The organism is Acinetobacter sp. YH01019, assembly GCF_013420285.1.
Lineage (GTDB): Bacteria > Pseudomonadota > Gammaproteobacteria > Pseudomonadales > Moraxellaceae > Acinetobacter > Acinetobacter gandensis.
In genome coordinates, this window is the sequence record NZ_VOYM01000042.1 from 12,010 (window position 1) to 32,031 (window position 20,022).

General features: G+C 36.9%; 15 protein-coding genes, 2 pseudogenes and 1 other annotated feature. Of the genes and pseudogenes, 14 read left to right on the forward strand and 3 right to left on the reverse strand.

The annotated features are described in order from the left end of the window. The first annotated feature begins 7 nt into the window (after positions 1–7). The 12 genes from FTT84_RS10650 to FTT84_RS10705 all read left to right on the forward strand — a co-directional run bounded on the left by FTT84_RS10650 (position 8) and on the right by FTT84_RS10705 (position 16,788). On the forward strand, positions 8–433 hold the full coding sequence (locus tag FTT84_RS10650) for an HNH endonuclease (protein WP_257223382.1): 426 nt from the start codon (positions 8–10) through the stop codon (positions 431–433). Between the two features lie 78 nt (positions 434–511). Continuing rightward, positions 512–1,096 carry a class I SAM-dependent methyltransferase gene (locus FTT84_RS10655; RefSeq protein WP_023013367.1) on the forward strand — a complete coding sequence of 195 codons (585 nt, stop codon included), beginning with the start codon at positions 512–514 and terminating at the stop codon, positions 1,094–1,096. After that, positions 1,089–2,096, forward strand: a complete 1,008-nt coding sequence (locus FTT84_RS10660) for an HNH endonuclease domain-containing protein (RefSeq protein WP_180080848.1) — start codon at positions 1,089–1,091, stop codon at positions 2,094–2,096. Before FTT84_RS10655 ends, FTT84_RS10660 begins: the two co-directional genes overlap by 8 nt. A gap of 153 nt (positions 2,097–2,249) precedes the next feature. Further along, positions 2,250–2,849, forward strand: coding sequence for a restriction endonuclease subunit S (locus FTT84_RS10665; RefSeq protein ID WP_168418603.1), 600 nt, complete (start codon positions 2,250–2,252; stop codon positions 2,847–2,849). 10 nt (positions 2,850–2,859) lie between these two features. Then, positions 2,860–4,134 carry an N-6 DNA methylase gene (locus tag FTT84_RS10670; RefSeq protein WP_168418602.1) on the forward strand — a complete coding sequence of 425 codons (1,275 nt, stop codon included), beginning with the start codon at positions 2,860–2,862 and terminating at the stop codon, positions 4,132–4,134. 12 nt (positions 4,135–4,146) lie between these two features. Next, a complete protein-coding gene (locus FTT84_RS10675; RefSeq protein WP_178319137.1) occupies positions 4,147–4,410 on the forward strand; it encodes a DUF4258 domain-containing protein in 264 nt (87 codons plus the stop codon). A 166-nt stretch (positions 4,411–4,576) separates the two neighbouring features. Beyond that, the gene (locus tag FTT84_RS10680) at positions 4,577–6,943 is read left to right on the forward strand and encodes a class I SAM-dependent DNA methyltransferase (protein WP_180080846.1); all 2,367 of its coding nucleotides are present in this window, start codon (positions 4,577–4,579) and stop codon (positions 6,941–6,943) included. A gap of 8 nt (positions 6,944–6,951) precedes the next feature. After that, positions 6,952–8,259 carry a restriction endonuclease subunit S gene (locus FTT84_RS10685; protein ID WP_180080844.1) on the forward strand — a complete coding sequence of 436 codons (1,308 nt, stop codon included), beginning with the start codon at positions 6,952–6,954 and terminating at the stop codon, positions 8,257–8,259. A gap of 58 nt (positions 8,260–8,317) precedes the next feature. Then, positions 8,318–9,493, forward strand: coding sequence for a DUF4268 domain-containing protein (locus FTT84_RS10690; RefSeq protein ID WP_180080842.1), 1,176 nt, complete (start codon positions 8,318–8,320; stop codon positions 9,491–9,493). A 27-nt stretch (positions 9,494–9,520) separates the two neighbouring features. Continuing rightward, positions 9,521–11,446, forward strand: a complete 1,926-nt coding sequence (locus FTT84_RS10695; protein WP_180080840.1) for a DUF262 domain-containing protein — start codon at positions 9,521–9,523, stop codon at positions 11,444–11,446. A 6-nt stretch (positions 11,447–11,452) separates the two neighbouring features. Continuing rightward, positions 11,453–13,726, forward strand: coding sequence for a DUF262 domain-containing protein (locus FTT84_RS10700; protein WP_130145297.1), 2,274 nt, complete (start codon positions 11,453–11,455; stop codon positions 13,724–13,726). Then, positions 13,726–16,788 carry a type I restriction endonuclease subunit R gene (locus FTT84_RS10705; RefSeq protein WP_180080838.1) on the forward strand — a complete coding sequence of 1,021 codons (3,063 nt, stop codon included), beginning with the start codon at positions 13,726–13,728 and terminating at the stop codon, positions 16,786–16,788. The genes FTT84_RS10700 and FTT84_RS10705 overlap by 1 nt, the downstream gene beginning before the upstream one ends. Before the next feature lie 481 nt (positions 16,789–17,269). On the opposite strand, the pseudogene FTT84_RS10710 reads toward FTT84_RS10705, so the two are convergent. Next, positions 17,270–17,412: pseudogene (locus FTT84_RS10710) on the reverse strand (IS5/IS1182 family transposase); the annotation flags it as partial. A gap of 165 nt (positions 17,413–17,577) precedes the next feature. On the opposite strand from FTT84_RS10710, the gene FTT84_RS10715 reads away from it, so the two are divergent. Both FTT84_RS10715 and FTT84_RS10720 read left to right on the forward strand, forming a co-directional pair. After that, complete coding sequence (locus FTT84_RS10715; protein ID WP_035268404.1) at positions 17,578–17,868, forward strand: type II toxin-antitoxin system HigB family toxin; 291 nt, start codon at positions 17,578–17,580, stop codon at positions 17,866–17,868. Position 17,869: 1 nt separating this feature from the next. Continuing rightward, positions 17,870–18,271, forward strand: a complete 402-nt coding sequence (locus FTT84_RS10720; protein ID WP_035268402.1) for a type II toxin-antitoxin system HigA family antitoxin — start codon at positions 17,870–17,872, stop codon at positions 18,269–18,271. A 127-nt stretch (positions 18,272–18,398) separates the two neighbouring features. Here the strand turns inward: FTT84_RS10720 and FTT84_RS10725 are convergent. Further along, a protein-coding gene (locus tag FTT84_RS10725; protein WP_180191841.1) for an IS3 family transposase occupies positions 18,399–19,633 on the reverse strand; the annotation gives its coding sequence in 2 pieces (ribosomal slippage) (positions 18,399–19,357 and positions 19,357–19,633; 1,236 coding nt in all). Beyond that, positions 19,242–19,358, reverse strand: a sequence feature (AL1L pseudoknot). (Overlaps the previous gene by 117 nt.) Before the next feature lie 234 nt (positions 19,634–19,867). Next, a pseudogene (locus FTT84_RS10730) lies at positions 19,868–20,022 on the reverse strand (IS5/IS1182 family transposase); the annotation flags it as partial.

Here is a 20,022-nt window from a genome sequence, read left to right on the forward strand (position 1 = left end):
ACTCAATATGGATTTAGATTTTGAAGATGAAGTTTGTTTGAACACCGTCATTCTTTCGATGAGTCAATCATTTGATTATATTAATTTTAATGATTTTTACCTTGACCGTTTTGGTGGTGATTATGATGAGAGCATTGTGGATGATGTTGTGAGCTTTGTGAAATCAGTAAGACTAACAAAGAAGAAAAAACCTTTAAATTTTTCACTCGCGACCAAAAGAAATCTTTATCAACGTGAGGAAAGGAAAACATGGAGCTATTGCGAAGTATGTGATAGCGCTCTATACCTTGAGTCGACTGAAGTAGATCATCGAGAATCGAAAGCAGAAGGTGGTTATGGTGTTTTAGAAAATGGAGCAATTATTCACCCGATATGTAATCGTTTTAAGTCAGATCGTGCTTTGGAAGAAGTAAGAGCAGATTTATTTGACTAAAAAGATAAGGGAGCAAATGCTCCCTTATCTTTTTGTTTTTTAGTAGACTGGGGTCAGTGTTTAGCCTAAGCAACCAATATGAAAACAATAGACTATTACAACCAATACGCAGATCAATTTTTACAAGCCACGTTGTATGTGGATATGGAAAGTCTATACCAACCATTTTTAGCTGAGGTGCCAGATTCAGCACGGATCCTGGATTTAGGCTGTGGCTCAGGGCGTGATACTTTGGCTTTTAAAAATAAAGGCTATCAAGTTGATGCTATCGACTATTCTGAAGTATTGGTCGAACGAGCGAGCCAACTGACTGGTATCGCTGTTCAGCAGCAAAGTTTTTATGAGCTTGATATGCACGATGTTTATGATGGGGTATGGGCATGTGCCTCTTTACTACATTGTGCTCGTAATAGACTCCCTGATGTTTTAAAACGTATTCATGCTGCATTACGCCGTGGCGGTGTGTGCTATATGTCTTTTAAATATGGAACAGCAGATAGAGTAAAAGGCGGTAGGGCGTTTACTGACTTAAATGAAGAGCAGGCTCAGGAATTGTTAGACCAGTTGAATGGGGTTAGGGTATTAAAACAGTGGATTACAGTAGATCAGCGACCTGATCGACAAGAAAAATGGCTGAATGTACTTTGGAAAAAACATGCCTGACTTTATTCCTACTACACAAGAACAACTTAAATTTCTAAAAAATATTCAGCTGATTTTACAGTCGGGTAGTTTTAGTAGCACCTATAAATTTGCATTGCTGATTAGCCTAAGTCGATTAGCTATTGAAAAAGGTGAAGATTCAGGTGAGAGTCTATCACTCGAATATACGGATATCGCTGAGAAGTTTATCGAGCTGTATTGGAAGCAAGCAGTACCCTATACCTTTAATGATGAAGGGCAGCTGATTTTAAATCAGAACAATGGTAAACAAGCTGCCATTGTGAATCGCATTATACAGCTTCGGCAAAGCTACTCTTCTTTGGGGTTATTAAGACGAGATTCATTGGTGTGGTTGAAGCTAGTTAAAGATGTCGCTCGCACTGTAAAAGACATGCCAGTCCGCTACTTGCAAAACATCAATGGTCAAAATTTTGAGTTTTTATATCAGCTTGATCGGTGTGGAAAGCAACTTATTCTTCTACCGCAAGTCATGTTTTGCTTACGACAGTTCAGTGAAATCATCGAAGAGCTTTGCCAGAAACGTTGGATTGACTATATCCGTAAGAACAGCAGCAATGCACCTATTTTGAATCAGTTGCCGAATCTTGAACAATTCATGTTTGAGCCGAGTCGGAACCAATTAAATGCTGTGGCTAATGTGTTGGTCGAGCTACAGGACTGTAAATGCCTCTACTGTAATAAACCGATGCGCAATGGCAATTACGCCGTTGATCATTTCATTCCATGGTCTATGTACCCATCGGATACAGGTCATAACTTCGTATTGGCAGATTCAAGCTGTAATTCTAAGAAAAGTAATCTACTGGCATCTGATGAATTTTTGCATAAATGGCAGGAGCGAAATGAAGAGCAGAATTTGATTATTGTTGACCGGATATCAGTGCTCGGTTTTTTGACGGATAAAGAGCGGTCGCATAAGGTGGCTGAGTGGGCATATAGTCAGGCTAGAGAAAATAATTATATATTTTTTAAAAAATAAAATTATAAATTTCAATCTCTTAAATTTTAACCAATAATTCTTTAAAAATATTACCTCGAGTACGATTGACATCGTATTAAAAAAGATCTAAATTCGAATAATGAAATATTGATCGTAATCAAAATACGACTGAAAACGTACTTGGAGGTATATATGGGTGATAAGAAGAAATTAATAGATATAGCATCTATTCAATCAGGATTGAGTGCTGCAAATCAGCGAGAGATGTCAGAGGCAAAACCAGGCTTTGTAGAAGTTGTTTGCTTAACTGGAAATAACCTATCGGAAAATGGGCTAGTGAAATTGAAAGACAGTGAGCTGAAAAAGGTTTATGTCGAGCAAAGCCGTTTGGAAGGTCATATATTGCAGGATCAAGACATTCTACTGATGGCACGAGGAACGAACTTTCGTGCAGCCCTATTGAAAGAATATCACTTGAATATTCCTAGTATTGCATCCCCGAATGTATTTGTGATTCGTTGTGGAGAGAAGATATTAGCTGAAGTACTAGTGAGTTTTATTAATAGTGGTCATGGGCAGGCATTGATGGACGAGATTGCAATTGGATCGACTGTACGCAGTTTATCTATTGCAGGTCTTAAAAATTTAGAAATCTCTATTCCTGAGATAGGACATCAAAAATTAATCACTTCTATTTTTTATGCAAATATTGAGGCTTTAACTCTTCTAGATAAGCTCAAAGTGCAACAGCTTATTGCCGTTGAAGCTAGTTTACAGCAATTGATGGTGTGAGGGGTTAAACATGAAAACGAATCAATTTGATTTAAAAGCACGTATTAAACAAAGCTTAGATGCGTTGCATCTGTTCCAAAAAGCAGAACATGCTCCTGAATTACTGACGTTAGCAGCTTATGTTTCTTTTGTTGATATCGAATTTGCTGCATCCTTCGAGAAGTTGAGTAAGGCAAAAGTAAAAGAAGAATTGCAGAAATTCTTACACCATTCTGACTTAAAGTTTGTTCATCACTTACTCTCTGATAAAGTTGAAGAGGTTGAATTTTCTATCTTAACTCGAACATTTATTGAAGCCTCTTCAGCTTATGATAACCAACAAGCATATGGCAAGGCACTTGCCCATGAGCTGCCAACCTTATTGTCTAATGAATTTTATTATGAGTTTTTTACGAGTAATGAAAATTTAGCAAACCTTGTTTTAGCGATTATTGATAGCCAACCTATTAAGCGTTTTTATGATGGGGCATGTGGTATAGGCTTAGTTGCATCGCAGTTAAATGCTGAAGAGTATTATCTACGAGATATTAATCAGTTACCGATTGCTATTGCAGAAGTAATTTTTAAATTAGCAGGTAAAAAACTGAATTGCCAACTTCAAGATTCCTTAACTGAAAACGAATTGTCCAACGAAGTTGATTTAGTTGTCACTACACCGCCATTTGGAGAACGAATTAATCCAAATGCAATAAAAACAACGCCGTATTTAAGACAACTATTTAAAGCCATGCCAACCAATGCCTCAGATAGCGCATGGATTCAGCAAGCCTTATATCAGTTAAATGATACAGGGAGAGCGTTTATCCAAGTTCCATCTGGGTGGTTGTTTCGAGGGGGCTATGATCTCGCTTTGAGAACTGAGCTTTTAGAAAATGATTGGATTGATACGATTATTTTGTTACCTAAAGGCTTTATGCAACATACCAAAATTGAAACAGTTTTGTTGGTGTTGAATAAGGGAGCAAAACAGCATGATGGGATCAAAATGATCGATATTAGTGACCATGTAAAACAGCGAACCGTTTTACGTCCTATCCTATCAGAGGAATCGATTAAACATATTGCGTCAGTATTCCATGGGCAAGATGATCCTGATATTTGTAAGATTGTGACGGTAGATGAAATTCGTTCAAAAGACATGAATTTGAGTTTCAATAAATATTTTATCAATGAAATTGAAGTCACAAGGTTTGATTTAGCGAAAGAGAAAGCGAAATTAGAAATGCTTGAACAGGAATATCAAGCAGCGAAAGTTAAGCTTAATCAGTTGTTGAGCCAAATTTAAAGGAGAGCTGTCATGTACGATACCAAGCATGTTCAAAAACGATCACAACAGCGTGGCATTACCAAAGACATGATCAACTTTACTTTAGATCATGGTGTCATCCAAGGCGATCGATGGTTCCTGAATCGTAAATTATTGAATGAGAAAATTCATGAACTTGAAGCTCAATTGAAAGTTGCTAAGCGACTCAGAGATAAAGGTGGTGTAGTTGTAGTCGCAGAGGGAGAAGCTTTGCTCACGACTTATGATTACGATAGCCGAAATATGGCGTATTAAGGTGCGGTTCAAAAGTCTCGAGCATAAGAAAGTTTTTTGAATTAATAATTGGCGACAATTTATGTCGTTAAGCGAAAAAACCGGCCATTTACTAAAGCTTATTCAAAAGTAAAATAAGTTTGAGTAAATGTAGGGTATTACAAAATATGTATTTTTAGGTTGAAATATGGATCATTCAGTTCATAACAAATTGGTTTCATTTATCTGGTCTATCGCTGATGATTGTCTTCGAGACGTCTATGTACGTGGTAAATATCGTGATGTGATTTTGCCGATGGTGGTATTACGCCGTCTGGATACTTTATTAGAGCCGACTAAAGATGCAGTCCTCGAAGAAGTACGCTACCAACAAGTCGAAATGGAACTCACCGAGTTCGATGATGAGCCACTGAAAGAAGCATCAGGCTATGTGTTTTATAACACCTCTAAATGGACATTACGCTCACTATATACCGCCGCATCAAATAACTCTCAAATATTATTGGCAAACTTTGAAGAATATTTAGAAGGTTTTAGCGACAACGTTAAAGAAATCATTCAATGCTTTAACCTGTACGCTCAAATCCGCCACATGTCACACAAAAATGTGCTGTTAGATGTGGTCGAGAAATTCTTATCGCCGTACATTAACTTAACCCCTGAAGATGTAGTTGATCCAGACGGCTACCGTTTACCTGCATTGACTAACTTAGGTATGGGTTATGTCTTTGAAGAATTAATTCGTAAATTTAACGAAGAAAATAACGAAGAGGCGGGTGAGCACTTTACTCCGCGTGAAGTGATTGAGCTAATGACGCATTTTGTCTTTGATCCAATCCAAGGAAAATTACCTCTCACCATTACCGTCTATGATCCAGCTTGTGGTTCAGGTGGGATGCTGACCGAAGCACAAAACTTTATTGAAGAGCGTTACGCCGTGGAAAATGGCAACCGTGATGTGATTCTGTACGGTAAAGAGATCAATGACGAGACGTATGCGATCTGTAAGTCAGACATGATGATTAAGGGTAATAACCCTGAAAATATTCGTGTTGGTTCAACACTGACCACAGATGAGTTTGTCGGCACGAAGTTTGACTTTATGCTCTCTAACCCGCCGTATGGTAAGAGCTGGGCATCTGAGCAAAAGTACATTAAAGATGGTTCAGATGTGGTTGATCCACGTTTCATCGTGAAATTAAAAGACTATTGGGGCAATGAAGAAAGCTGTGATGCTACACCACGTTCAAGCGATGGCCAGCTTCTATTCCTCATGGAAATGGTCAATAAGATGAAATCGCCTGAGCATAACGGCATTGGCGGTCGTATTGCTTCCGTTCATAATGGTTCAAGCTTATTTACCGGTGATGCAGGTGGCGGTGAAAGTAATATTCGTCGTTATATCATCGAAAATGACTTATTGAATGCGATTGTGCAGTTACCAAATAACTTGTTCTATAACACGGGTATTACCACCTATATTTGGTTGTTGTCGAATAACAAACCACAACAGCGCAAAGGCAAAGTACAACTGATTGATGCAAGTTTGATGTTCCGTAAGTTGCGTAAAAACTTGGGCAATAAAAACTGTGAATTTGCGCCTGAACACATTGCGGAAATTATGCAGACCTACCTTGCAGGTCAAGATGTAGAGCGTCAGCTTGATGCAAAAAATGATCCTATTGGTATTGCAAGCAAGGTGTTTGATAACCAAGATTTTGGTTATTACAAAGTCAATATTGAGCGTCCTGACCGCCGTAGCGCACAGTTTAGTGCAGAGCGTTTACAAGGCTTACGTTTTGATAAGTCGTTGTCTGAGCCAATGGAATATATGTATAGCACTTATGGCGATGACATTTATAGCGAAGCGAAGCTTGATGCGGTGAAAAAAGAAGTCTTGGCGTGGTGTGAAGACCAAGAGATTACGCTGAACAATAAAGCCCAAGCCAAGCTGTTTGATGTGAAGCATTGGAATGCTTTAAAAACTGCATTGGACAATGCCTTAAGCATCATGCAACAGGTCGGTACAGATGAGTTTTCAGACTTTAACCTATTTAAGAAAAAAGTCGATGAAGCGATCAAAGCCTTAAAAATTAAGCTGTCGAATTCTGAAAAGAATAACATTTTAAATGCGGTGAGTTGGTATGACGAAAACGCAGAAAAAGTGGTGAAAAAAGTCGTGAAGCTGAATGACGCTGAGCTTGCTGATTTACTTGAACACCTGGGTTGTACAGAAGCTGATTTAGCCGACTTTGGCTATTATGCAACGGCGAAAAAAGGTGAGTTCACGACTTATGAAAGCAATAGCGATTTGCGTGATAGTGAATCTGTACCGTTAAAACAGCAGATTCATGCGTATTTCTTAGATGAAGTAAAACCGCATGTGGCTGAAGCGTGGATTAATCTGGATTCTGTGAAGATAGGTTATGAGGTGAGCTTTAATAAGTATTTCTACCAGCATAAGCCTTTACGTTCTTTAGAGGATGTGGCTCAGGATATTTTAAGTCTTGAAAAGCAAGCGGATGGTTTAATTGCACAGATTTTGGGTCTTTAAGGGGAAGCATGATGTTTGAAAAATATGATGCTTATAAAGATTCAGGTATGGATTGGATTGGTGAAATTCCACATGATTGGAATGTCGTAAAACTTAAGCACTTACTACAAGAACCTCTCAAATATGGAGCTAATGAATCAGGTATAGAATTTTCAGAGGATTTACCTAGATACATTAGAATCACTGATTTTAATGATGATGGAAAGTTGGATGAAAAAAACAAATTATCTTTGACTTGGAAAAAAGGTAAAGATTATTTGTTGGATGATGGCGATATTCTGTTAGCAAGAAGTGGTGCATCAGTTGGTAAAAGTTTTTTGTTTAAATTAGAAAATGCAAATGAAAAAGCTTTTTGTTTCGCAGGTTATTTAATTAAAGCTAAAGCGGACATTAACAAAATTATTCCAAAATATTTATATCTGTATTTAAATTCAGAAGTTTTCTTTGAATGGAAAAATTTGATTTTCAATAAAGCTACTATTGAAAATATCGGTGCAGATAAATACTCTGAATTTTTCATAATTTTACCTTCTTTAGATGAGCAATCTAAGATTTTAGATTTGTTAAATCCTTTTTTGATGAATATCGATCAAGCCATTGCCATTAAAGAACAGCAAATTGCTTTATTCAATGAACGTAAGCAAATTGTCATTCAAAAAGCGGTGACTCAAGGTTTAGATCCAAATGTACCTATGAAAGATTCGGGTGTGGAATGGATTGGTCAAATTCCTGAGCATTGGGAAATAATAAAAGTAAAAAACTTGTTTAAGCTAATTATTGAACCTGCACCTAAAAACAACGACTTAGAACTTTTATCTGTTTATACAGATATAGGTGTCAAACCTCGTAAAGAATTGGAGGAACGAGGAAATAAGGCATCTACTACAGATGGATATTGGAAAGTTAAAAAAGGCGACATCATTGTCAATAAATTGTTGGCGTGGATGGGTGCAATTGGCTTATCTAATTACGATGGAGTTACAAGCCCAGCGTATGACATATTGAGAGCAACTAAGCCATTAAATCCATATATTTATCATTTGTTGTTTAGGTCTCCAACTTGTAGTGCAGAATTGAAAAAACATTCTCGGGGAATTATGGATATGAGACTGCGTCTGTATTTTGATAAGTTTGGTGACGTATTAGTACCTTATGCTCCAATTGCTGAACAGAATGAAATCATTAAATATATTGAAGTAGAAGAGCAGAAAATTAATGCAGGAATTGAATTAATCAATCAGCAAATCGAAAAGTTAAAAGAATATAAAACCACACTTATTAATGATGCTGTCACAGGCAAAATTAAAGTGGCATAAAAAATTTAAACCTAGCGAACTTCGGTTGGCTAGGTTTTTTAATATTTCGGGGGGGGATATGAGCTTATATACAGTAGACACAGCTAAGAAAAAACTACAACCGTTAGACATCACACAACTGAAACAACATAACCTGACAGAGCGTTATGACTTACAAGAATGGTTGGTGAGCCATCCTGAAGCATTGGGTGAAGAACTGCTGATTATCCAAAAAGAATTTGATGGCTTTGATGGCACAGGTGAACGCCTAGACCTTTTGGCATTAGACACCAAAGGACAGCTTGTACTGATTGAAAACAAACGTGATGACAGTGGACGTGATGCCGTATGGCAGGCACTTAAGTATGCTTCCTATGTTGCGCCGTTTACGGCAGAAGATATTATTAACGTTTATGCGAATTACCTGAGTAAGTATCGACCCATTGATCCTGATTTGGATGCCGATGCGTATGAGCCTGAACATGTTCATCACACAGCACGTGTATTGATTGAAAAATTCTTAGGTGAAAACGCTGATATAGATTGGATGAGTCAGCTGAATCTTAAAGCCACTCAACGCATCATTCTCGTTGCAGGCGAATTTAGAAAAGAAGTCACCAATACTGCGCTTTGGTTAATTGAACGTGAGATCGACGTTAAATGTGTAAAGGTATCGCCATATATATTGAATAGCCAGTTACTAGTCGATATACAGCAAATTATTCCTGTCCCTGAAGCATCTGAATATATGGTGCGTTTAAGTCGAAAAGATGCTGAAGTGAAAACACTCAAAGAAAGAGAAAGTTCACTTGGACAATTGAGAATAGCCTATTGGACACAGTTGTTAGAGGATTTTCAAAATCGGAACTTTGACCTTTTCCGCAATGTAAATCCAGTTGGTGCAGGATGGCGTAATGCAGGTGCAACAATTGCACAGTGTAATTACAACTTGATTTTCGCCCAAAAAGAACTCCGTGTAGAACTTGAGTTTGCAACAAGCAATATCGAAAAAAATAAAAAGCTCTTTGATTTCTTCTATGCACGTAAAGCAGAAATTGAGCAAAGTTGTGGTCTACAGTTAGATTGGCGTAGATCAGAAGATCAAAAATTATCAAAGATTGTGGTTGTTAACGCCGTAGAGAGTTATAACAAAGCATTTTGGCCTGAATATATTCAATGGCATTTTGAACACGTGCAAAAGTTTGAGCAGGTGTTTAAGCCGTATATGAAAGATGCGTATCAAGTAATTAAGTAAGTAAAGATTTAAAAATTGGGGGATAGGGTGAATACAGCAAATTTATTGGTACAGATTAGCCAACTTTTAGAGGATAAGCCTGACTTATCTGAAATAGCAGATGATCGATTAGGGCAACTCATTTCTTATTTAGAACAAAAAGAAAATTCATTGGAATTGAAAACCATTAATGAATTACAGAAGGCTAATTTTTTTGTTGATAGTTATCAACGAGGCTATAAATGGAAGGAACAACAGGTTACGGAATTGCTGGATGACATTGATGAGTTTGAACCAAAGCAAGAAAGTGATTTCTATTGCTTGCAACCTGTAGTTGTAAAAAGAAAGACCGAGGGGACCCAATACTATTGGGAACTCATTGACGGTCAGCAACGGATGACCACAATTTTTATTATTTTGACTTACTTAACCAATGAGCAATATTTCTCTCTTCGTTATGACACCAGAGAATCTAGTACAGAGCATTTAAATAACTTAGCTGGACTCACTGAAAATAACCTACCAACGATTGATGCTCATTACTTCTATACGGCTTATCAAGCTGTAAAAACATGGTTTGAGAAAAAGGGTACAGAATTTAACAGGGAGCATTGGAAAGATAAGCTCCTGCATCATACAAAAGTCATTTGGTACGCTGTACGTGTGGATCGAAATCAAGATTCTAAAAAGCAATCTATTGAAATCTTTAGCCGACTGAATCAGGGTAAGATTCCACTCACCGATGCAGAGCTGATAAAAGCATTATTCTTACAAAAAATTGCGAAATCTTATGGCAATGATCATCTGGCAGTGCAGAAGCAAACTGAAATGGCGAATCAATGGGATGCTATCGAGCAAGCCCTACAAAATGATGAATTTTGGGCATTCTTGAGTCCAGCACAACAAACCAATAAACACACACGTATTGAACTGATTTTTGATCTGATTGCGAATAAAAAAACGGATAGAAAAGCGTTAAAACTGAAAGAAGACCATCAAACTTTTATCTATTACGCAAATGAGTTTAAATCAACCCAAGATGTGAAATATTTAATTGAAACAGAGTGGCTAAAGGTTCTCACAGGATTTCAGTATTTAAATGAGTGGTATGAAAATGATCGTTTATATCATCTGATCGGCTATTTAATTGGGCAAAAATATAAAACCATTCAGGACATCTGGATTGTAGCTCAAGGTTGTAAACGGGATGAATTTGAAGCGAAGCTAAAAAACTTTATCCAACTTGAATTAAGTCATCTTTTTAAGAAAGACAAAAATTCCAAAAAATTAGATTTTGAGCATGTCTTCTATGATGCAGATGACACCTCATGCCGACCAAAAATTAAATCGATACTCGTATTATTTAATATTTTTAGATATGAGAGACACAACACACGTTTTTCTTTTAAACGTTATAACCAAGTAAAGTGGGATATTGAACATATCCATGCCCAGCAAAGTGAGGAGTTGTCTAGCAAGGATGATCAAATCAAGGTTTGGGTATCTGAGCAAAAGGCATTGTTAGAGGAAATAACAGATAGTATTGCTAAGGAAAAGCTTGGAGAAATATTAACTCAATATGAAACAGTCATAGATCCTACGCAAAAAGAGCATTTTTATAATCAATATAATGAAATTTTAGAAGAACTGATAGGCAGTTTCTCTGAAAATATTCAAACACTTGATAATTTATGTCTTTTACCAGAAAGTGATAATCGCTCTATAGGAAATGATCCGTTTTTTATTAAAAGAAAGAAGGTTTTACAAGCCGAAAAAAAGTTTTATGAATTAGGTAAGACTGACAAAGCCAACTTTATTCCTTTAGCATCACAACAGGTATTTTCTAAGTATTTTAGTGATGATGTAAATCACATGCTGAAGTGGGATACGGCAGACAGGAAAAACTATAAACAAGCATTATTAGACTGCTTTAAACAATTTGGTATTGAATTTCACGATGAAAATGAGGGGTAAATAAAAATGGCTAAATTGACATTGTGGAAAGCATTAGAGCAATATCATATTGTTATTCCTACAATTCAGCGTGATTACGCACAAGGTAGAAAGAATGATCCAAAAATTGCACAAATTCGTAAAACATTTTTGCAAGCATTAGTACAAAGTTTGACTAAAAATCAAGAGCTTGAACTTGATTTTGTCTATGGGTCTTTAAATCACAAAACACTTGAATTATTAGATGGACAACAACGCTTAACGACTTTGTTCCTGTTACATTGCTATTTAGTCCATAAAAACAAGTTAAATATAAAAGAAATTGATGTAATCAAAGAAAGATTACAGAAGTTTAGCTATCAAACACGAACGAGTTCTAAGCTATTTATTTCTCAGTTGGTTGCAAAATTAGTCGAGATGGAATGGAGTGGTAAACCTTCTATGTCGATTGAAAATGAAGCTTGGTTTTTAGCAGTATGGCGTAAAGATCCAACCATTATTTCAATCTTAACGATGTTAGATGAATTAGATTCATTGCTTGGAACTAAACATACAGATGAGCTTAATGAATTATGGATGGGGTTAAGTAGCCACTCGGTTTTGAATTTTTATTTGTTACCAATGAATGAGTTTTCATTAACAGATGAGCTATATATCAAAATGAATGCCAGAGGTGTTCAACTAACAGAATTCGAAAACTTTAAAGCATGGCTCCAGGGTTTTCTTGAAAATAAAATTGAGACAAGCAAAGCAAATCATTTTTTTCAGAGTATTGACACAAAGTGGACCGATTTAATTTGGACTGCTAGTAAAGACTGGAATAAATCTTTTGATGCGAGTTTTATTCATTTCTTTAAAATCTGTTTGCTATGTGAGCATCAAAAATATTTATTCAAAAATCAAAATTCTGATTATACGGATGAAAAAGATATAGAAAGTTTAGTGAGTCGTTTGAGACTTAATTTATTTATTTCGCAAACAGAATATATGGATTTATTCTCAACTGAAGTTGGCAATACGATTGATAACTTAACAGCGCTGTTAGATTTTGCTGTAGTACATCAAAAACAACATAAGATCTTCGAAATATTAAGTAAAGATAAGCCTTCCTATGAAGAGCAAGCGAACTTCGCAATCACTTATTATTTTACTAAGTATATTCGAAATATTGAGCAATTTGAGGATTGGAACAGAATTAGTGGCTGGTTGGTAAAAAATGCTAAGGGTTACTACAACTCTGAAAAATTGATGCTCTCAGTACTCGAAGCACTAGAACAATTAGCAATTTATATTGGCCATGAAAGTGTAATTGGTAAAATTAGCACTTTGCACCAATATCAGAACATTATAGAGCTTTGTAGTAAAACTGCTTTTGAGAAATCACATATTGAACATGAGATTGAAAAAGCCAAACTCATACTTCAAGATCCAGATTGGAAAGAATTATTAAAGAAATACGAAGAGCATAACTATTTCTACGGTCGCGTTGATTTTATACTCGATTATGCAAAGACAGATGATCAGATGATCTGTATAGATAAGTTTACTTATTATGCTGAAATTGCGGCACAGTTACTTACAGATGAATTTATAAAAGATAAGGAATATCGACTACATCGGTCATTATTAAGCTTAGGTGATAGCGTAAATTACTATTTCGTTAAACGCGGAAGAAATTTAAGTTTCTGTTCTGCTATTTATAACTCTTATCGTGATAGAGCAGAAAATTGGCGAGCTGTATTTGATCGCAATAGAGTCTCTGAAAATAATAAATCCCCTCAGCTCAAAATCTTATTAGATATGTTAGAGGGTGATGTCAGCTTTGAAAAACTGAATGCTATTAGGAATCAAAAGTTAGCTCAAATCTATGATTGGAGAAAATATTTTATTCTTGATGAAAAGATTTTTAAGTATTGTTCTGATGCGCAAATTAGAAAGGAAAGTGAAGATCTTATCTTTTTACTCAAAAAGTCAAAGCTTAGTGGGACACATGCTGAGTTAAGAAGTTATGTTTTATATCACACCTTGCAGACAGCAGAATATGGTTTAACAAACACAGACCTTGATTATTTATCTGTTTCTAGCAGAGAGATCATGCCAAGTTTAAAAGTTCAAAATAGGCTTCGGATCACGTTTAAAAATGGTGTATTTATCAATGAAATCATAGAAAAAAACATAGAAGATGTTGAAGTTTTTAGACCAATCACAAGTGAAGAGATGCGAGAGTTTAAAAATATCATCAAAGCACAACAGCAAGTATTAGATGAAATTAAACACCCAGAAATAGTAGAGGTTGCTTAATGGTTAGTTTAACCAATGAACGTGCATTAGAAATGGCAATTGAAAAAGCGCTGACTGGAACATGCCTTGAAAATGTTAAAGCAGGTTTAACCGACATTGCTCAACCTCATCATGGCTTTGTATCAGGTTCACCTTCAAACTTTGACATGCTTTATGCCTTAGATACTCAATATTTCTGGCAGTTTTTAGAACAAACACAAGCTGATGAGCTGGCAAAGATTCAGAAATTTAATCCACACGATTGGCAACGAAAAATCTACGAACGCTTTGATCGAATGATCCGAAAGCATGGGGTGGTTCATCTACTTAAAAAAGGTCTCGCCGTAGATCAAGCACATTTTCAGTTGATGTACCCAGCGCCGTTGGCAAGTAGTTCTCAGAAGATTAAAGACCGATTCAAGCAGAACATTTTCAGTGTAACTCGCCAATTGCGCTATTCAAAAGCAAACCCACTGCAAGAAATTGACATGGTGGTCTTTGTAAATGGTATTCCGATCATTACCTTTGAATTAAAGAATGAATGGACGGGGCAGAACGCTCGTCACCATGGACAAAAGCAATATAAGCAAGATCGAGATATCACTCAGCCCTTACTCAACTTTGCACGTTGTATCGTGCATATGGCTGTAGATACCGATGAAGTCTATATGACCACGAAGCTTGCTGGGGCGAATACATTCTTCTTACCGTTTAACAAGGGACATAATGCAGGTGCAGGAAATCCGCCAAATGCAGAGGGTCATAAAACTGCATACCTTTGGAAAGAGCTACTTTCTAAAGAAAGTCTGGCAAATATCATTCAGCATTTCGTACGACTAGATGGTGATGAGAAAACCTTATTAGACAAAAGGAATCTCTATTTTCCTCGTTATCATCAGCTCAGCGTGGTACGCCGTCTTATTCATGATGTCTCAACTCATGGGGTGGGTCAAACTTATCTCATTCAGCATTCGGCAGGTTCGGGTAAGTCAAATTCGATTACGTGGGCAGCATTCCAGTTAATTGAAGCCTACCCGGCAGAGAAAGATATTCCTGGAAGTAGAGGACTGGAACATCCACTATTTGATTCAGTTATTGTGGTGACGGACCGCCGTATTCTTGATAAACAGCTTAAAGAGAACATTAAGGAGTTTTCTGAGGTCAAGAATATTATGGCACATGCCCATAAGTCATCAGAGCTGAAATCTGCTTTAGAAAATGGCAAAAAAATTATCATTACCACGATCCAAAAATTTCCTTTCATTATTGATGGGATTGCAGATTTAAGTGATAAGCGTTTTGCTGTGATCATTGATGAAGCACATAGTTCTCAGTCAGGTGTTGCCCATGACAAAATGAATGAAGTTATGGGTAAAGCTAATGAAGACAGTGATGGTGTAGATGCTCAAGACAAAATTCTAAGTGCGATGTTGGCACGTAAGATGAAAGGCAATGCGTCCTATTTTGCCTTTACTGCAACGCCAAAGAATACAACTTTAGAAAAGTTTGGTGAAAAGCAAGCTGATGGCTCGTTTAAACCTTTTGATCTGTATTCGATGAAACAGGCGATTGAAGAAGGGTTTATTCTAGATGTCTTGTCCAATTATACGACATATAAGAGTTTCTATGAAATTGAGAAATCAATTCTAGACAATCCATTATTCGATACTAAAAAAGCGCAGAAAACCTTACGAAGTTATGTAGAGAAAACCCAACAGACCATTGATATCAAAGCTGAAGTAATGTTGGATCATTTCATTCAACATGTTGTAAATACCAAAAAATTAAAAGGTAAGGCCAAAGGAATGATTGTGACTCAAAATATTGAGTCTGCAATTCGATATTACAAAGCGATTGACCGACTGCTTGAGCAAACCGGATATCCATTTAAAGCCATCATTGCTTTCTCTGGTGAGAAGAAAGTAGATGGTATTGAATATACAGAAGCAATTCTCAACGGGTTCTCTGACAATGACACCAAAGACATGTTTGATCGAGGCTATGTTGGTGATAAGAAGCCTGCAGGTGTGAATGAAGATCAGTATCGCTTACTTATTGTTGCGAACAAATACCTCACTGGTTTCGATCAGCCAAAGCTATGTACGATGTACGTTGACAAGAAGTTGGCTGATGTACTCTGCGTACAAGCGCTGTCTCGCTTAAATCGTTCTGCACCTAAATTAGGTAAGAGAACTGAAGATCTATTTGTGCTCGATTTCTTCAATGAGATAGAAGATATCAAACAATCATTTGATCGTTTCTACACGTCGACTACGTTGTCACAAGCGACCGATATTAATGTACTCAACGAACTAAAAGATGAGTTAGATGGTGTTGCGGTATATGAATCTACTGAGGTGGAAGATTTCGCTACGAAGTATTTCGATTCAGTCGATGCAGAAAAGTTAAGTCCAATTATTGATATCGCCGTTGCACGCTTTGAGGCTGAATTAGAACTCACTCCTGAAGATAAAGCTGACTTCAAGATCAAGGCAAAGCAATTCGTGAAGATTTATGGACAGATGGCTTCAATTTTGCCATATGAAGTTCCAGCTTGGGAAAAGCTGTATTGGTTCTTAAAGTTCTTGATTCCGAAACTCAAAATTGAAGATCCAGAAGCGGATGCCTTGGATGAGTTGTTAAACTCAGTTGATTTAAACTCATATGGATTACAGCGTAAAAAACTGAATGAGCAAATTGAGTTAGATGCTGAAGAGACAGTTCTAGATCCGACAAATTCGAATCCTCGTGGTGCTCATGGCGGTGAAACTGAAGAAGACCCATTAGATGAAATCATTAAAACGTTTAATGAACGCTGGTTTGGAGGTTGGGCTGCAACGCCTGAAGAGCAAAAAGTAAAATTTGTGAATATCTTAAAACAGATAAAAGAACATGCTGATTTCGAAAGTAAGTATCTGAATAATCCTGATCCGCATACTAAAGATCTAGCTTTTGACAAGATTATGAATGAAATCATGCTTCGTCAAAGAAAAATCGATATGGATATGTATAAGCATTATTCAAAAGATACTGCATTTAGAATGTCATGGAAATATAGTTTGCAACAGGGTGTAATGCGATAAAGGGTTGATATATGTGGAATTGGATACAAGAGGAGTTCTATACGTTACTGATAGTGCTAGAGCGCTATCCAAAGGTCTGGATACTTCCTTGTGTCTTTTTTATATTTTGTATCGCTGTTATCACATGGCTGAATGCTCAACTCGGTCATTATTTTGAGACACGAAGCGTGACGCAGATGATGCCTTATATAGATCAATTCATTGTTAATTTTTACGATAAAATTCGTGGGAAATTAGTGAATCGGTATTTGATATTAGGCTCTATTTTTCTGTTTTTTATAGGGTATTTAAAGTATAGAAAAAAATGTGTTTTTTGAGTTAGAGAAGCAACTAAAGATTACAGTAGTAATCTTTAGTTCCTAACATTTTACTCGGGTAAAAATAGGTTAAACATTTTTATTGTCATCAACCTATATAAGAAACCAGTTTTGATTTCAACTTCCACCACTTTTAACTTCGGTTATTTATGGGAGGATTACCAGTAGGTTTGATTTCGCCCTTGCTTGCCTTTTGATGGAGCGTAGCAGGATCAAACCAAATGGCAATATTTCCGCGACTCATGAGTGCTCGATTATATGCGGGCCAATTGGTTGTGCGGTAGATTTTGTGTGTAGGCTTCTTCATTTGAAAATTATATCGCTGAAAAAGCCTTTACAGATAGGTTTGTGCAACAAAGCCTCTGATAATTAATAAAGCGCCATTTGGCGCTTTATTCATCCTGGCCCTTCAATATTGCAAAATGCGATAATTGGTTTATACTTGATTTATAGCAAAATGCGATAAAATGTTATGCATGTGATCACCCACGCTAGAATTATAGAAGCAATACAAAAGTGGCCACAGGCTGAAACGGCATTAGATGGTTGGTATCGAACCATAAAGGCAAACGATCCGAAAGATTTTGCTGAGATGAAACAGCTCTTTCCAGCTGTCGATAAAGTTGGAAAGTTCCATGTATTCGATATTGGCGGGAACAAGATCCGACTTATTGCCGTCGTGATGTATCAGGCAAAACGTGTGTATATTCGTCATGTCTTGTCCCATAAAGAATATGACAAAGGTCATTGGAAGGAAGGTTAGTATGAACGCGATGATTAAACAGGCCGTAGACCACTGGCACTACGTTGCACCATTGCTCAGCAAGCCAGAAAATGAAGACGACTTTCATACACTTGTTGAAGCTTTAGATGAACTTTTAGATACCGTTGGTGATGATGAGTCTAATCCTTTAATGGGGCTTATTCATCAGCTTGGTGATTTGGTTTCTGATTATGAAAATGAGCATCTTCCTATGCCTAAAGGGGATGGTCGTGCTGCTTTGGCTTTTTTGATGGAGCAACATGGTTTAGGTCAGTCTGACTTAGCAGAAGTTGCAACCCAATCTGTGATTTCTGAGATTTTAAGTGGTAAACGCCAACTGAATATTCGTCATATTAAGGCATTGTCTGAGCGGTTTAATGTATCGGCAGATACGTTTTTCTAAAAGATAGGGCACCGTGAGCCGCTCTATTAGTAATCAATTTGAATTTCTTGTTAGTCTTGATATTTCAATTTGGCTTTGTTGCACAAACTGAACCGTACCGGGTTTGTCGGAGACTTTTTTATTTAAGTTAGGCCACCTGACCTAACGGGTTAATCTTATCATAGTACATTGCGTCAAACTCAAAAGGCGATACATAACCCAGTGCACTGTGTACACGCTTTTTATTGAACCAATCTACCCAGTTTAGTGTCGCAAGTTGTACATCTGCTAAACCTTGCCAATCTGCTTTTAAATATTCAATCACCTCTGTTTTGTATAAGCCATTCACCGTTTCAGCCAGAGCATTATCGTATGAATCACCAGTTGTACCGACTGATGCTCGTAAATTTGCAGCTTCTAAACGATTGGTATAGCGAATAGAAAGATATTGAACACCTCTATCGGAATGATGAATCACATTCTTTGGCATGCCTCGATCGTGCAATGCTTGCTCCAATGCATCGAGTACCATATCTGTATTCATCCGTGTAGATACTTTCCATCCAACAATTGCTCGTGAGAACACATCAATAACAAATGCGGTATATACCCAGCCTGAATGAGTTTGAATATAGGTAAAGTCACCCACCCATAGTTGGTTTGGATGATCAGCATTAAAATTACGTTTCACTAAATCATCTGCCCGTTTTTGGTCATCTCGGTTACGGGTGGTTTGTTTATTCTTACCACGCCAAACACCTTGTATACCTAGCTTTTGCATCAATCGAGCAACTGTACAACGTGCAATAACATAACCCTCACGTTTTAATTTTTGCCAGACTTTACGTACACCATATCGACCTGAACTTTCCTTCCAAATTCGTTTAATTTGTTCAGCATGATGCTCATCATGTAGATCTCGTTTCGCTCGATGTTCCCTTGCGAAGCAATGCTTCTCATCGCAGAGATCTAGAGTCCGGTAATAGGTTGAAGGTGCGATCGGTAAAATCCTACAAATCACATCAACACCATATAAGTCTTTATTGTTATGGATGAAATCCACCATTATTTGTGTGGGCGGTCGAGCTCCGCCTGGGCGAAAAAAGCGGCTGCTTTACGTAGAATTTCATTGGCACGCTTTAATTCTTTAATTTCACGTTCCATTTGCTTCATTTTTTCTTGATCAGATATCTGTTGTACTTTAATAGGATTTTGCTGATCTAAATGCTTTTGATGCCAGGCACGAAGTGTTTCAGGAGTACAACCAATCTTAGGCGCAATTGCTGTGATTGCAGCCCAAGTAGAAGGATAATCTTTTTCGGATTCAATCAATAATTGAACCGCTCTTTCTCTGATTTCAGGGGTATATTTTAATTTTGTCATCGGGACACTACGCTTCGCTACGTCTTGCGAAGCAATACTTCTCATCTCAGAATATTGACTCTCCGACAAACCCGGTACGGTTCAATTTAAATTAAGCTGCTATTAAAAAAGCCCTACATTTCTGTAAGGCTTTCCCCTTGGTCTTTTGCGCCGAAACAAGGAATCGTTGTTTTTATTTACAACAAAATAATTAAATCATTAGGGTCTGTTGACATTTACTGTTCATAATTAACCCTATAAAGGTAGCCATAAAAATATACAGGCTAAAGCAACAGAACTTTGATAATTTCTTTTGAGCTTGTCATATCGAGTAGCTATTCCTCTAAATTGCTTTAATCTACAAAACATATTTTCAACTAAATGCCTGATTTTATATAAATACCAGTCCA